The 14252-nt window shown below is 64.9% G+C and carries 14 protein-coding genes; 10 read left to right on the forward strand and 4 right to left on the reverse strand.

The features are described from left to right. The first annotated feature begins 147 nt into the window (after positions 1 to 147). From EO99_RS0101220 to EO99_RS0101230, 3 genes are read left to right on the forward strand one after another with little or no spacing between them, the layout of a single operon-like run. A complete protein-coding gene (locus tag EO99_RS0101220; protein ID WP_235776740.1) occupies positions 148 to 969 on the forward strand; it encodes a heme/hemin ABC transporter substrate-binding protein in 822 nt (273 codons plus the stop codon). Next, positions 966 to 2054, forward strand: coding sequence for a FecCD family ABC transporter permease (locus tag EO99_RS0101225; RefSeq protein ID WP_051679635.1), 1089 nt, complete (start codon positions 966 to 968; stop codon positions 2052 to 2054). Before EO99_RS0101220 ends, EO99_RS0101225 begins: the two co-directional genes overlap by 4 nt. Further along, the gene (locus tag EO99_RS0101230; RefSeq protein WP_029616826.1) at positions 2051 to 2833 is read left to right on the forward strand and encodes a heme ABC transporter ATP-binding protein; all 783 of its coding nucleotides are present in this window, start codon (positions 2051 to 2053) and stop codon (positions 2831 to 2833) included. Before EO99_RS0101225 ends, EO99_RS0101230 begins: the two co-directional genes overlap by 4 nt. A gap of 7 nt (positions 2834 to 2840) precedes the next feature. Here EO99_RS0101230 and EO99_RS0101235 read toward each other — a convergent pair whose 3' ends face one another. Further along, positions 2841 to 3203, reverse strand: coding sequence for a YbaN family protein (locus EO99_RS0101235; RefSeq protein WP_029616827.1), 363 nt, complete (start codon positions 3201 to 3203; stop codon positions 2841 to 2843). Positions 3204 to 3414: 211 nt separating this feature from the next. Here EO99_RS0101235 and EO99_RS0101240 point away from each other — a divergent pair, with 211 nt between their 5' ends. The 4 genes from EO99_RS0101240 to EO99_RS0101255 all read left to right on the forward strand — a co-directional run bounded on the left by EO99_RS0101240 (position 3415) and on the right by EO99_RS0101255 (position 6214). Continuing rightward, the gene (locus EO99_RS0101240) at positions 3415 to 3810 is read left to right on the forward strand and encodes a VOC family protein (RefSeq protein WP_029616828.1); all 396 of its coding nucleotides are present in this window, start codon (positions 3415 to 3417) and stop codon (positions 3808 to 3810) included. A gap of 10 nt (positions 3811 to 3820) precedes the next feature. Then, positions 3821 to 4510, forward strand: a complete 690-nt coding sequence (ung, locus tag EO99_RS0101245) for a uracil-DNA glycosylase (RefSeq protein ID WP_029616829.1) — start codon at positions 3821 to 3823, stop codon at positions 4508 to 4510. Positions 4511 to 4642: 132 nt separating this feature from the next. After that, complete coding sequence (locus EO99_RS0101250) at positions 4643 to 5575, forward strand: VOC family protein (protein ID WP_029616830.1); 933 nt, start codon at positions 4643 to 4645, stop codon at positions 5573 to 5575. Between the two features lie 27 nt (positions 5576 to 5602). Continuing rightward, complete coding sequence (locus EO99_RS0101255; protein WP_029616831.1) at positions 5603 to 6214, forward strand: alpha/beta hydrolase; 612 nt, start codon at positions 5603 to 5605, stop codon at positions 6212 to 6214. Positions 6215 to 6326: 112 nt separating this feature from the next. Here the strand turns inward: EO99_RS0101255 and EO99_RS0101260 are convergent, their stop codons facing one another. Both EO99_RS0101260 and EO99_RS0101265 read right to left on the reverse strand, forming a co-directional pair. After that, on the reverse strand, positions 6327 to 7853 hold the full coding sequence (locus tag EO99_RS0101260; RefSeq protein WP_051679636.1) for a pyruvate kinase: 1527 nt from the start codon (positions 7851 to 7853) through the stop codon (positions 6327 to 6329). Positions 7854 to 8003: 150 nt separating this feature from the next. Further along, positions 8004 to 8576, reverse strand: coding sequence for a transglycosylase SLT domain-containing protein (locus tag EO99_RS0101265; protein WP_029616833.1), 573 nt, complete (start codon positions 8574 to 8576; stop codon positions 8004 to 8006). Between the two features lie 285 nt (positions 8577 to 8861). Here EO99_RS0101265 and EO99_RS0101270 point away from each other — a divergent pair, with 285 nt between their 5' ends. Further along, the gene (locus EO99_RS0101270; protein WP_162179294.1) at positions 8862 to 9425 is read left to right on the forward strand and encodes a transglutaminase-like cysteine peptidase; all 564 of its coding nucleotides are present in this window, start codon (positions 8862 to 8864) and stop codon (positions 9423 to 9425) included. A 30-nt stretch (positions 9426 to 9455) separates the two neighbouring features. Here EO99_RS0101270 and EO99_RS0101275 read toward each other — a convergent pair whose 3' ends face one another. Further along, entirely contained in the window at positions 9456 to 10343 is an 888-nt protein-coding gene (locus tag EO99_RS0101275) for a DMT family transporter (protein ID WP_029616835.1), read from the reverse strand. 186 nt (positions 10344 to 10529) lie between these two features. Between EO99_RS0101275 and EO99_RS0101280 the strand changes: the two genes are divergently transcribed. Beyond that, on the forward strand, positions 10530 to 11828 hold the full coding sequence (locus tag EO99_RS0101280; RefSeq protein ID WP_029616836.1) for an adenylosuccinate synthase: 1299 nt from the start codon (positions 10530 to 10532) through the stop codon (positions 11826 to 11828). 59 nt (positions 11829 to 11887) lie between these two features. Further along, the gene (locus EO99_RS0101285; RefSeq protein WP_029616837.1) at positions 11888 to 14251 is read left to right on the forward strand and encodes a hypothetical protein; all 2364 of its coding nucleotides are present in this window, start codon (positions 11888 to 11890) and stop codon (positions 14249 to 14251) included. Position 14252 lies beyond the last annotated feature (1 nt).

The raw sequence follows: 14252 nt of genomic DNA on the forward strand, positions 1-14252 counted from the left end.
CCTGTCTTGAAAAGCCGAAAAAACTTGTCTAGTCAACTCAAGTTATAGCCGCCGCTTGAGGCGGAGACTGGTAGGGGCCTCATGTTCAGATCGTATTTCTCTCGCATCGCCATCGCGTCTTCCCTGGTTGTCACGGGGCTCGGGGTCATGCCCGCGCAGGCCTCGGATGCCGGCAATCCCGAGGCGCAGCGGATCGTTTCCGTCGGTGGCACGATCACCGAAATCCTCTATGCGCTCGGTGCCCAGGACCGGGTCGTCGCCGTCGATTCGACGAGCTTCTATCCGGCGGATGCCACCTCCAAACCGGATGTCGGCTATATGCGGGCACTGTCGGCAGAAGGCATCCTAGCACAGAAACCGGATCTGATCCTCGCCGAAGAAGGGTCAGGCCCGCCGCCGGTGCTCGACATCCTTCGGGCCAGCGCCGTCCCCATGGTTACGGTGCCGACGCCGGCGACCGCTGACGGCATCCTCCAGAAGATACGCGACGTCGGAGCCGCCGTCGGCCTCGCCAAGGAATCGGCCGAGCTGGCGGAGAAGACGGGCGAGGACCTGAAGGCCGTGACGGACGAGATCGCTGCTTTCGATGGGACGAAGAAGCGGGTGCTGTTCGTGCTGTCGCTCTCGAACGGCCGGATCATGGCCAGCGGTTCGGGCACGGAAGCCGCCGCCATCATCGAAATGGCCGGCGGCATCAATGCCGCTCCTGAGATCTCCGGCTACAAGCCGCTCAGCGACGAAGCCGTCATTGCGGCCAAGCCCGACGTGATCGTTGCCATGGAGCGCGGCGATCACAGGCTGACGCCCGAGCAGGTCTTTGCGGTTCCGGCCCTGCAGACGAGCCCGGCCGCGGCCAATCAGGCGCTAATCAGCATGGACGGGTTGTTCCTTCTCGGGTTCGGCCCGCGTACGCCGGAAGCAGTCCGCGCGCTGGCAAGCCAGCTCTATCCCGGAGCCTTTGGCGGATGAGAGCCCTGACCTTGCCCTGGCGCGCCGACAAGGCCGAAGGCGACCGCTCGCTCCAGGGGATCGTTGCCCTGGTGGCCCTGGTCCTGCTGGTGGTCGCCGCCAGCCTCGTCTCGCTCAGCAGCGGCCCGACGGGCGTCGGCCTCCCCGAACTCTGGGCCTATGCGACGGGCCATGGCGACAGCCTGGCTGCGCAGGACCGCGTGGTGCTGGAGGCGGTGCGCCTGCCGCGCACCGCGCTCGGCCTCCTGGTGGGGGCGGGACTGGCCGTGTCCGGGGCGATGATGCAGGGCCTGTTCCGTAACCCGCTGGCCGATCCCGGCATCGTCGGCGTGACGTCCGGGGCGGCATTGGCGGCAGTCGTCGCGATCGTGCTCGGCCCGACGGTTCTCCTGCCGCTCACCCTTCTCTTCGGCAACCAGTTCCTGCCGCTGATGGCGTTCTGCGGCGCGCTGGTGAACACCTGGGTTCTCTATCTGATCGCCACGCAGGATGGGCGAACCTCGACGACGACGCTGATCCTCTCGGGCATTGCCATCGGCGCGTTGAGTGCGGCCCTGATGGGGATGCTGATCTTCATGGCCGACGACCGGCAGCTGCGCGACATTACCTTCTGGAGCCTCGGGTCGCTCGGCGGCGCCACCTATGGGCGGGTGCTGTCCATCCTGCCCTTCGTCGCCGTGGTGATCGCCATCATCCCGTTCGTGGCGCGCGGGCTCGACGCGCTGGTGCTCGGCGATGCGGCGGCCTTCCACATGGGCATTCCGGTGCAGCGGCTGAAGAAGATCGTCATCATCGCGGTCGCGGCCGCCTGCGGCTCGACGGTCGCGGTCGCCGGCTCGATCGGCTTCGTCGGCATCGTCGTGCCGCATCTGCTGCGCCTGGTGATGGGGCCGTCCCACCGCTTCCTGCTGCTCGGCTCGGCGCTTGGCGGCGGAGCGCTGCTGCTGATCGCCGACAGTGTCGCCCGCACGGTGGCGGCGCCGGCGGAGCTGCCGATCGGCGTGATCACGGCGCTCTTCGGCGCCCCGGTCTTTCTCTTCCTGCTGCTCGGCAAGGGCGGTATCCGCATGAGGGACATGCCATGATCTCGGCTGGCAACATCACCGTCACGCGATCGGACCGCAAGCTGCTCGATGACGTCGGCATCGACCTCCATCCCGGCCGCTTCACGGTGGTGATCGGCCCGAATGGCGCGGGCAAGTCGACGCTGATGAAGGTGCTGTCGGGCGAGATGGCACCGGACGAGGGCAGCGTCTCCTATGTCGGCACCGAGGCCCGGCTGCATGCGCCGGCGGAGCTGGCGAAGCGCCGGGCCGTGCTGCCGCAGGCGGTGCAGCTGTCCTTTCCCTTCACTGCGCTGGAGATCGTGCGCATGGGGGCGGTGGCGCAGGGAGCGCTGCAGCCGACGGAACAGGCGCGCAAGGCGCTGACGCGCGTCGGACTGCGCGGCTTCGAAGCGCGTCCCTATCCGTCGCTCTCGGGCGGTGAGCAGCAGCGGGTGCAGTTCGCCCGGGCGCTGGCGCAGGTGCCGGCCGCCGTCGTCGATGGCATACCGCGGGCGCTCTTCCTCGACGAGCCGACCGCCAGCCTTGATCTCGGGCATCAGATCTCGGTGCTGGAGATCGCCCGCGATTTCGCCGCTGCCGGCGGCATCGTGCTGGCGATCCTCCACGACCTCAACCTTGCTGCGGAATTCGCCGATCATCTGGTGGTGCTCGACCAGGGCAGGGTGGTGGACGAGGGCGCCTCCATGGAAACGGTCAACGATCGGACGATCGGCAGCGTCTACGGCATCGCCGGGGCTGTCGGGCGACTGCCGGCCGCGCATATTCCCTTCGTCCTGCCGCAGTCGCGGCATCGGTGATGTGTGATCAGGCGCCGGGTTCGGGCCGGGTGACGACGAAGATCGCCGGAGCGATCATGATGGCCGCGACAAGCACAGCCCGCCAGAAGGGCGGCGAGCTTCCGAACCAGAAGATCGCATAGCTTGCCGTCATCATGGTGACGGCGGCAATCTTTGCCTTGCGCGGTACGGCACCCTTTTCCCGCCAGTCGCGAAGCGGCCTGCCGAATTTCGGATGATCCAGTAGCCAGGCCTCCAGGCGCGGCGAGGAGCGGGCAAAGCAGGCGACCGCCAGGATCAGGAAGGGGGTGGTCGGGAGCACCGGCAGAAAGGCGCCGATGACGCCGATGGTGACAAGCAGCCAGCCGAGACCGAGATAGACGACGCGCATGGAAACCTTCCGGACAGGGCTGGGGTGCGGCCGACGATTTTTCGGCGGCGGCTGCAGATCTCGCAGCCATATGATCACCTGCCGCCTGGAATTCAATCGTGCGACGGACGCAGCCGGATGTGAATAGCGTACCCGATCTCCACGGCTGGTACTGGCAATCCCTTCGAGATTGCCGATAAATAGGGGAAATTTTCCGAAGAAGGAGTTCTCCGTGGCAAAGCTGATCCATTCGATGATCCGGGTGCTCGACGAGCAGCGCTCACTCGATTTCTACCAGAAGGCCTTCGGGCTTGCCGTTGCCGAGCGCGTCCCCTTCGACGGCTTCACTCTGATCTACCTCGCCAACGCGGAGACAGGTTTTGAGCTCGAGCTGACGGTGAATGCCGGGCGGGACACGCCCTACGATCTTGGCGACGGCTATGGCCATCTGGCGGTCTCGGTGGAGGATGCAGCGGCGGAGCACCGGCGCTTCACGGACCTTGGCCTGACCGTCGGCAAGCTTGTCGAGATGCCGCATGACGGCAAGCCGTTTGCCCGTTTCTTCTTCGCCACCGATCCGGACGGCTACAAGATCGAGGTGCTGGAACGCGGCGGGCGCTTCAAATAGGGGACGGGTGATGGTCGAGGGCGTGAAGCTGGAGGAGAGCTGGCGGGAGGCGCTGGCGCCGGAGTTCGCCAATCCGTACATGAGCGACCTGCGCCGCTTCCTGATGGAGGAGAAGAGCGCCGGCAAGCGCATCTTCCCCAAGGGCGGCGAATACTTCCGGGCGCTGGACCTGACGCCGCTCGATGCGGTCAAGGTCGTCATCCTCGGGCAGGATCCCTACCACGGTCTCGGGCAGGCACATGGCCTCTGCTTTTCCGTGCAGCCCGGCGTGCGCATTCCGCCGTCGCTCGTCAACATCTACAAGGAGCTGCAGAGCGACCTCGGCATCGCGCCGGCCCGCCACGGGTTTCTGGAGCATTGGGCGCGGCAGGGCGTGCTGCTCCTCAACAGCGTCCTTACGGTGGAAGAGGCACGTGCCGCCTCGCATCAAGGCAAGGGCTGGGAGAGGTTCACCGATGCGGTGATCCGCGCCGTCAACGAGGAGTGCGATGGCGTCGTCTTCCTGCTGTGGGGCTCCTATGCGCAGAAGAAGGCATCCTTCGTCGACCAGACGCGCCATCTTGTGCTCAAGAGCCCGCACCCTTCGCCGCTCTCGGCGCACAATGGCTTCTTCGGCTCCAGGCCTTTTTCACAGACCAATGCCTTTCTGGTTTCCAGGGGGAAGGAGCCGATCGACTGGGAACTGCCGCCGCAGACATGATCGTTGAACGGTGCCGGGGGATCAGTCTTCAAATGGTGAACGATGCGTTCGGGTGTGCTTCCCTATGCAAAAGACGCGGCACTCGCCAATTATGATCCCAGAACAGGCTCATAGAGCCAGAAAGGGTTTCAGATGATCGACCAGATCAAGGGGCTGCATCACGTCACGTCGATGGCCGCGAGCGCCCGGACCAACAACAAGTTCTTCACCGATACTCTTGGCCTTCGCCGGGTGAAGAAGACCGTCAACTTCGACGCTCCCGATGTCTACCATCTCTACTATGGGGACGAAGTCGGGACGCCCGGTTCGGTGATGACCTATTTTCCGTTTCCGCATATTGCCCGCGGCCGGCCTGGTACGGGTGAGGTGGGCACGACCCTCTTCTCCGTCCCGGAAGGCTCGTTCGGCTACTGGACCGAACGGCTGACCGCTGCCGGCGCCGAAGGGCTGAAGACCGAGACCGCGTTTGGCGAGAACCGCCTGCATTTCGCAGGCCCCGATGGCGACGGCTTTGCGCTCGTCGAGGTGAAGGATGATGCGCGCGCCCCCTGGACCGGCAATGGCGTCGGCGAGGACCATGCGATCCGCGGCTTCCATTCCGCCTCGCTTCGTTTGCGCGACGAGGGTGCGACGGCCGAGCTCCTGAAGTACATGGGCTACCAGCAGATCGACAGCCGCGACGGGGTGCTGCGGCTTGGCGTTCCGGGCGGCAATGGCGCCGATGTCATCGACATCGAGACCATGCCGAACATCAGCGACGCCCGGCTTGGGGCAGGCTCCGTCCACCACATCGCCTTTGCCGTCGAGAACCGGGAAAAGCAGCTGGAGGTCCGCAAGGCCCTGATGGACACGGGCTACCAGGTGACGCCGGTCATCGACCGCGACTATTTCTGGGCGATCTACTTCCGGACCCCGGGCGGCGTGTTGTTCGAAATCGCCACCAACGAGCCGGGATTCGACCGCGACGAGGATACGGCACATCTGGGCGAAGCCCTGAAGCTTCCGCAGCAGCACGCACATTTGAGGTCCACTCTCGAACAGCATCTCGAACCGCTGGAGGCCTGAGGCGTTAGGTCTTCGAAGGAGTATGTCATGAGTTACGACAGTTACATTCATCGTGCCAAGCCCGGCGAAGCCGGGGCGCCGATCCTCTTCGTCTTCCACGGGACCGGCGGCGACGAGAACCAGTTCTTCGATTTCGGCAGCTGCCTGCTGCCGAACGCGACCGTGATCTCGCCGCGCGGCGACATCTCGGAGCATGGCGCGGCGCGGTTCTTCCGGCGCAAGGCGGAAGGGGTCTACGACTGCGAGGATCTTGCCCGCGCGACCCATCGCATGAGCGAGTTCGTCGCCGCCAATCGGGAACGGCATCAGGCCGGGCCGGTGATCGGCGTCGGCTTCTCGAATGGCGCCAATATCCTGGCGAACATCCTGATCGAGAACCCGGGGCTGTTTGAATCGGCGGTGCTGATGCATCCGCTGATCCCCTTCGAGCCGAACGACAGGACGGGAAAGGCCAGCAGCCGGATCCTGATCACCGCCGGCGAGCGCGATCCGATCTCGCCGGTCGACCTCACCAACCAGCTTGCCGACTATTTCCGGCGGCAGGGAGACAGCGTCGATCTCGAATGGCATCCCGGCGGGCATGAACTGCGCCCGAACGAGATCCAGGCGGCCAAGACGTTTCTGTCCCAGTATCGCTGACCATCGCGTACGGTCGGCGGAGCTACGTCAGCGGCAAGGCTGAAGCAGTTTTTCGCGCCAATCAAGAATGTCGCCGGCCTCTGCCGGCGACCTGGTGCTGAATCCCTTCGGGTCAAACCGCCGGAACGGGATAGGTCCAGGATTTCAGCGCCCGCAGCGTCGGCGTCTTCTTGGTCATGTGCTCGTCCATGCGCGACATCAGGTGATCGAGGACATTGACGGCCTCGGCGACGGCGGCACCCTTGTTGAGCATCACGCATTCGGCCCGCGCCGCCATCGCGGCATCGGTCATCTCGCCACGGGTCGGGATGCCGGTCTTGACCAGATCCTCCAGGACCTGGGTCGCCCAGATCGTCGGCACCGAGGCGGCTTCGCAGAGCCAGAGGATTTCCTCCTGCATCTCGGCCAAGCGCTCGAACCCGATCTCTGCTGCCAGATCGCCGCGGGCGATCATCACCCCGAAGGGCCGGCGGTGGCGAAAGGCGACGGCGATGAGTGCCGGCAGGTTCGCCAGGGCCTCGGGCTGCTCGATCTTGGCAACCAGCCCCAGTGGGCGGTTGCGGGGCGGCAGGCCGGCAAGCGTGCCTTCGAGCGATTCGATGTCGTCGGGGCGGCTGACGAAGGAGTAGCCCAGCATGTCGGCATGATCCATGACGACCGCGAGATCGGCATGATCCTTGGTGGTCAGGGGCGACAGGCCCAGCACCGTATCGGGAAGGTTCAGGCCTTTTTCCACCTTCAGTTTCGTGCCGCCAGTCTTGGTGCGTGTGACGCGGACCAGCGCTTCCTCGGGCGACGTTTCCTCGACGATGCCCTCCAGCTTGCCGTCGTCGTAGCGGATCCGGTCACCGATCTTCAGACGCGTGACGATCTCCGGAACGGAGACAGCCGCGGAGAAGGGGGCGATGTCATCGACGCGCGGCAGAGCGCCGGCGCACAGGCGGATGTGATCGCCGACCTGCGCCTTGGTGGAGGGCGGTGTCAGCACGTTGCCGGTACGGATCTTGGGGCCGGCGATATCCATCAGGATGGTCAACCGGCGGCCAAGCGTCTTGCCCGCTGCCCGCACATGCTTTGCCATGTCCTCCCAGATCGACTTGTCGTCATGGGCGCAGTTGATGCGGGCAATGTCCATGCCGCGGCGGGCGAGGTCCAGGATGAAATCGGGATCGTCGGCGGAGGCTTCGGGCAGCGTCACCATGATCCGGCCACGCCGGTTCGGCCGTCCGCCGCCGAGAAGCGCTTCCGTTTCTTCGGCGAGGGCGAACTCGCCACGGAAAAACGTTTGTTCCGTGGGTGGGGGATAGGGTGCGGGAGAGCCCTGGATTGCCGCCAGTGCCCCAAGGACCGCATCGAAGGTCGGCAGGACGCGACCTTCCAGCCTGCCGAGAGAGGACAGCCCGTGCTGCATCAGCTGGCGCTGGAGCGGGCGCAGGTCGTGCCGTCGCAGGGCCAGATAATGACACAGGTTTTCGAGCCGGATGCGATCGCTGTCTTCGAAGCCGTCGGTGCCGCCCAGTTCCAGCAACAGGTCGGCGGCATCCGCGACCACCTGGACCCGGACAGCCATCAGGTCCTTGAACAGGGCTGCTGACCAGGAAGTGTCAACGTCCTTCACGTCCATGTCGTTCTGCATCATCGAGAATCTCCGCCAGTTGCAGGACCCTAGGCGTGTCAAGCCACAGGTTCATGACGCTCAGATGGCAGACAGGCGCGACATGACGCCTCATCCGCGCTGCCGGGAAGGGCAGGGCTGACGCACCGCCGCCGGCGCCGGCGTTTTCCCGGATCAGTAGCCGCAGGAGCGCAGCTGCGCCTCGTACTTGGAGGCGATGCCGGCGGAGCGCTGCGCCCCTTTTCGGGCCGTCGCGGTGAAGGAGCCGCGCGAATAGCCTGCATGGCCGGTGTAGTAGGCGAGATAGAGGTTGTAGCTGTCGTTGCGGGGGATGCCGTTCCTGACATGGCTGCGGTTGTGGTACCAGCCGATGAAATGGATGGCGTCGCCGAAGTCGCTGCGGCGGGCCGACCAGCGTCCCGTGGCGCGCTGGTATTCAGTCCAGGTGCCGTCCAGCGCCTGGGCATAGCCATAGGCGGTCGATTGCCGCTTCCAGGGGATGAACCCGAGCAGCTTGGTGCGCGGCGGACGGGCGCGGGCACGGAAACTGGATTCGGTGTAGACCGTGGCCATCAGGATGGGGACCGGGACCCCGAACTCCCGCTCGACCTTCCTGGCATCGCGGGCCCAGTTGTTGAACAGCCCGTCGCGCTGCTCGAAGATCGCACAGGCATTGGTGACCCGGCTCGGGGCGGACGCGCAGGCTGACAGCAGCAGCAGGAGCGCGATGGAGAACGCAATACGCATCGCTAGACCTCTTGTTTCCAAGAGATTCATGAGCCCTAAAATTTAATGAAAAGTTTAGGGATCGCCTGGAGCGGGAAGACTCTTCGGCGACCGCCGGTGCGCAGCCTGTGTCATCGCGGGAAAAAAATGGATTTCAGTAAATTTGAATCTTTCCGTTTAAGCGGGCTGCAAAGGTGTTTTCGTATGGTTGGCCATAGACGGCATGAGGCCAATGACGACCGAGATGAATTCGGGAAGCCACGCGAGACGGCGATCAACGCTGTCCGATCAAACAGGGTCTCGAAGATGTCGACAAAGATTCTCGCTGCTGCGGCTTTTCTGGCCGCCCTCGTTTCGGGTCACGCTGCACAGGCAGCCGGTCCCGGCGGTTTTGCACGCACGTTTGCCGCTTCCCCGGCACTCGAATACAAGATGGCGGACGTTCGCCCGGCCGCAAAGGCCGAGGCTGCCGATAGAACGTTTTCACTGACCCGCGACAAGGCGCAGGAGCTTGTGCGTGTCAATCGGACGGTCAACAAGACGATCGACGCCTTGGACAGCTATTTCGACGGCTTCCAGACGGACCTGGTCGTCGCCGCTCCATCAGGCGCCTGCTTTGACTGCGCCGACCTGAAGCGAGACCGCCTCGTGGCGCTCGGATGGCCGGATGACCGCATGCACGTCACCTATGCCCTGACGGACACGGGCCGGGTCCAGCGGGTGCTGGTGGTTTCCACCGACCGCGGCCAGATCGTGCTCGGGGAGAAGGTCAGCGTCGTGCGGGGCTGGCGCAACGACCAGGCCGAAGCGGCGGCCGAGGCGCTGTCGCAGACAGCCTCCAAGGCGCCGGCGGCCTATTACGACATCTGAAGGTTTTTCATTTCTATCGGAAAGCCCGTCTCAGGGTGAGGCGGGCTTTCCGCGTTCCGCAATGGCGATACCGCCCAGCGCCAGCACCAGTGCCGCGATGTGGAACAGCTGCAGGTCCTCGCCGATGATGGCCACCGATAGAAGCGTGCCGAAGACCGGGATCAGGTTGATGAACAGGCTGGCCCGGTTCGGACCGATCCCCTCGACGCCCTTGATGTACAGGACCTGCGACACGAGCGAGGCGAAGAGCGCGGTGTAGAGGACAATGACCCAGCCCCGCGTATCGGGCCAGATGGCCTGGTCGCTCGCCTGTTCCCAAAGGACCAGCGGCACTGTCGTCAGCAGTGCGAAGAGAGCGGGGATCGCCATCAGCGTGCGCCAGTCGACGATCGGCTTCCAGCGCAGCGAAACGGTGTAGACGGCATAGGCCACCACCGCGATCAGCATCAGCGCGTCTCCGAAATTCACCGTCAGCTCCAGAAGCGTGCCGAGGTCGCCATGGGCCGCCGTCAGCGCCACGCCCAGCAGGGTCAGGGAGAAGCCGAAAATCTGGGCGAGCGACACCCGCATCCGAAACAGGATGAAGTTGATGATGAAGATGAGCATCGGGATGCCGGCCTGCTCGATGGCGACGTTGATCGCCGTCGTGTATTTCAGCGCCGTATAGAGCGTCGCGTTGAAGGTCGTATAGCCGACGACGCCATAGAGAATCAGGATCGGCAGGCGCTTTCGCACGATCGGCCAGTCGCGGATCAATTGCGGCACCGAGATCGCGAAGATGATGGCGACTGCGAAGGTCCAGCGCCAGAACGTCAGCATCATCGGGCTGACATGGCCGACGGCAAGCTTGCCTGCCACCGCATTGCCACCCCAGCACAGCGTGGCGATGACGAGACACAGATAGGCCTTTTTGTGCAAGGGGATCTCCACTGGAGAAAAGGAAGGAATCTGGTCGGACCAAGCGCTGATAAACCGGTGGTTCGGCGCTTGTCACGCAAAAACCGCTTTTTTCGCGACAAACGGTTCGCTTTCCGCGCGTCATGGTTTTATAGATGCGCCGGTTTGAGTGGGCGCAACAGCCTGTGCGGAATAGGAAAGCAAAATATGACGAACGTCGTGGTGGTCGGTTCCCAGTGGGGCGACGAGGGCAAGGGCAAGATTGTTGACTGGCTTTCCGAGCGCGCCGACATTGTCGTCCGGTTCCAGGGTGGGCACAATGCCGGCCATACGCTCGTCATCGATGGCGTCAGCTACAAGCTGTCGCTGCTGCCGTCGGGCGTCGTGCGTCCCGGCAAGATGGCCGTCATCGGCAATGGCGTTGTCGTCGATCCGCACGCGCTGATCGCGGAAATCGAGAAGCTGGCGAAGCAGGGCGTGTCGATCACGCCGGAAAACCTGCGCGTCGCCGACAACGCCACCCTGATCCTGTCGCTGCACCGCGAGCTGGACGGAATGCGCGAAGACGCAGCTTCCAACAGCGGCACGAAGATCGGCACCACCCGCCGCGGTATCGGACCTGCCTATGAGGACAAGGTCGGCCGCCGTGCGATTCGCGTGATGGATCTCGCCGATCTCGACACGCTGGGCGGCAAGGTCGACCGCATCCTCACCCATCACAATGCCATCCGCCGCGGTCTCGGTGCACCGGAAGTCTCCCATGAAACGATCATGGAAGAGCTGACGTCGGTTGCAGAGCGCATCCTGCCGTTCCGCGAGACGGTCTGGCTGCTGCTCGACAAGCAGCGCCGCAAGGGTGCGCGCATCCTGTTCGAAGGCGCGCAGGGTTCGCTTCTCGACATCGATCACGGCACCTATCCGTTCGTCACCTCGTCCAACACCGTCGCCGGCCAGGCCGCTGCCGGTTCGGGCATGGGACCGGGCGCGCTGGGTTATATCCTCGGCATCACCAAGGCCTATACGACCCGCGTCGGCGAAGGTCCGTTCCCGACCGAGCTCAACGACGAGATCGGCCAGTTTCTCGGCGAGAAGGGCCATGAGTTCGGCACCGTCACGGGCCGCAAGCGCCGCTGCGGCTGGTTCGACGCCGCCCTCGTTCGCCAGTCGGTGGCGACCAACGGCATCACCGGCATCGCGCTGACCAAGCTCGACGTGCTCGACGGGCTGGACGAGCTGAAGATCTGCGTCGGCTACAAGCTGGACGGTCAGGAAATCGATCACCTGCCGGCGAGCCAGGCGGCCCAGGCGCGCGTCGAGCCGGTCTATATCACCCTGGAAGGGTGGAAGGAATCGACCGTCGGCGCCCGCAAGTGGGCCGATCTGCCGGCACAGGCGATCAAGTATGTTCGTCAGGTCGAGGAGTTGATCGGCGCGCCGGTCGCCCTACTTTCCACCAGCCCGGAGCGGGAGGACACGATACTTGTGACTGACCCGTTTGAGGACTAATGTTCATCATTGATTAATTATCAATCGATGGACGACCCAATGACCATGAGAAAGTACTGATGGCAGATTTTGTTGCGGTGATCCGCCGCGCCGTCGACGGTCTGGCGAAAAATACGCCAGAGATGCGCGAAAAGGTGTACGACAAGGCGCGTGGCGCCGTTCGGCGGCAGCTCGAGAACATGAAGCCGGTACCGCCGGAAACGATGATCCATCGACAGATGGAGAAGCTCGAGTCGGCGATCGTTTCGGTCGAGGCGGAGCACGCGGAAGCGTTGCCGGCGGAGGAACCGGTCGCGGCTGCACCGCTGTTTGTGCCCGACGCTGATACGCGGCCCGAGCCTGAGGACGTTGCAACGGCCGATTCCGCTCGCGATCCCGAGCCGGAGACGTCCGTTGCCGCCCAGTGGCCGCAGCAGGAGGAGGTTGTCCGCGCTCCGGAGGAGGACGGCTACAGCGCTCCCCCAGAGCCGTCGCAAGCTGCGTCTCCGGAAGAGGAGGCCCACGTCGAGCCTGCCTCGGAGCCGCCGTATGAGGCGCCTGCCTACCGTGATGAGCCTGTCAACGAGGAGCCTGCCTATCAGGAGCCCGTTCATCAGGAGTATTCCGCGCCGGTCGGCATGCCCGACGAGAGCTGGCCGCCCCGCGAGGAAGCGGAAAGCCATGCGCCGGACGTCGCAGACCATTCGGTCGAGCGCCAGACGGATCATTGGTCCGGTGAAGAGACCCGCGCAAGTGAGGTCGCCCCGGAGCCTATCGGCATGTGGCCGGCACCGGAACAGCATCCGGACGCCGACGATCTGCATGCCGACGCCGGACCGGCCGTCGAGCCCGATCCCTATGCTTCGCCGGAACCCACCCCTGCGGAGGCGGAGCATTCTGATTTTGCCTGGCAGGGCGAGCCGGCACCTGCCGCTGCGCCGGCCGAGGACGGCTGGCTTTGGCCGGAAGCCCATCAGCCACCTGAGGCTCCCAAGCAGACCGAAGCCGCCTGGCAGGATGTGCCAGACCTGACGGCTGCAGCGCCTCACGCTGCGGATGCATCCGCTGCGCCTGTGGCTTCCGAACCCTTCGAGGCACATTTCAGCGACGAGACGCATGTCGGCGCTTCCTCCGTTCGCATGCCGTCCACGGATGATTTTCCCGCCTTCGCACCGCCGCTTGCAGCAGCAGGCGCCGGCGGGCATGACGCATTCGAGGATGCGCTGCGCACGCAGCAGCCGGCAGCTTCAGCGCCGAAGGACGCCAGCGACCCCTGGAACGACCTTGAGGAACTGATCGGTTACAACCAGAATGCCATGCCTGCAGCGGGTGCCGGTGGCCCGCCGACGGACATGGAGGCGAATGCCGACGCCGACATGGTGCCGCCGCCGCGGCCCTACCGCGTTGCGCCCAAGAAGCGCAATTATGCCGGACCGATCCTGGCGCTGATCGGCGTGATCATCATTGCTGCCGGAGGTTATGCGCTCTGGCTGAACCGCGAGTCGCTGACGGAAGTGGTCGGCTTGAGCGGGACGCCGGTCGCAACCGAAGGCGCGATCGAGGGACTTGTCGAGCCGACGCCCGAGGCGGCGGAAGCTCCTGCGACCGAAGAAGCCGCGACCGCCGCGCCGGATGCGGCGGCACCTGCCGCCGAGGACATCGCCGCCACGTCCAAGTTCACGCAGCGGCTCCTCACCGACGGTACGGAAGTGGATGAGGGCCCTGGTCCGGGTGACGGTACCGGCGCAGGCCAGTCGGTGGCGCAGCTCAACGCCCCGCCGGCGACGCCGGCCGAGGTCGCGGCAAGTGCTCCGGCAGGGGAGGCCACGCCATCCGCGGCTCCCGCAGATGCAGCCGCCCTCGCGGGTGAGAAGATGTTCCTCTACGAGGAGCGCGTCGGGCAGACGGCACCCACGGCCATCGAAGGGGCGGTGTCCTGGTCGCTGCAGCAGGAGGCCGGTGCCAACGGCGTGCAGGAACCGGTCGTCCAGGGACGGGTCAACATCCCCGGTCGCGGTCTGACGGCGCTGATCACCTTCAAGCGCAACACCGACAGCTCGCTGCCGGCAAGCCATCTGGTCGAAGTCGTCTTCGCCGTTCCTCCCGGTTTCGAGGGTGGCGCGATCGACAGTGTCCAGCGGATTGCCATGAAGCAGACGGAGCAGGATCGCGGCGACGCGCTGATTGCCGTGCCGGCCAAGATCACGGACGACTTCCACATGATCGCGCTGAACGACTTTCCGGATGCACGGGCGACAAACCTCGAGCTCCTGCGCAGCCGCAACTGGATGGACATCCCGCTTGCCTACCGCAATGGACGTCGTGCGCTCATGACGTTGCAGAAGGGGGAGGCCGGAACCCAGGCCTTCAACGAAGCCATCCGCGAGTGGCAGGCAATGAGCAACAACGCAACCAGCGGCACGACCGGAAACACCGGTCAGTAAG

The sequence above is a fragment of the Pseudorhizobium marinum genome, assembly GCF_000705355.1.
In the GTDB taxonomy this organism is placed as follows: Bacteria; Pseudomonadota; Alphaproteobacteria; order Rhizobiales; family Rhizobiaceae; genus Neorhizobium; species Neorhizobium pelagicum.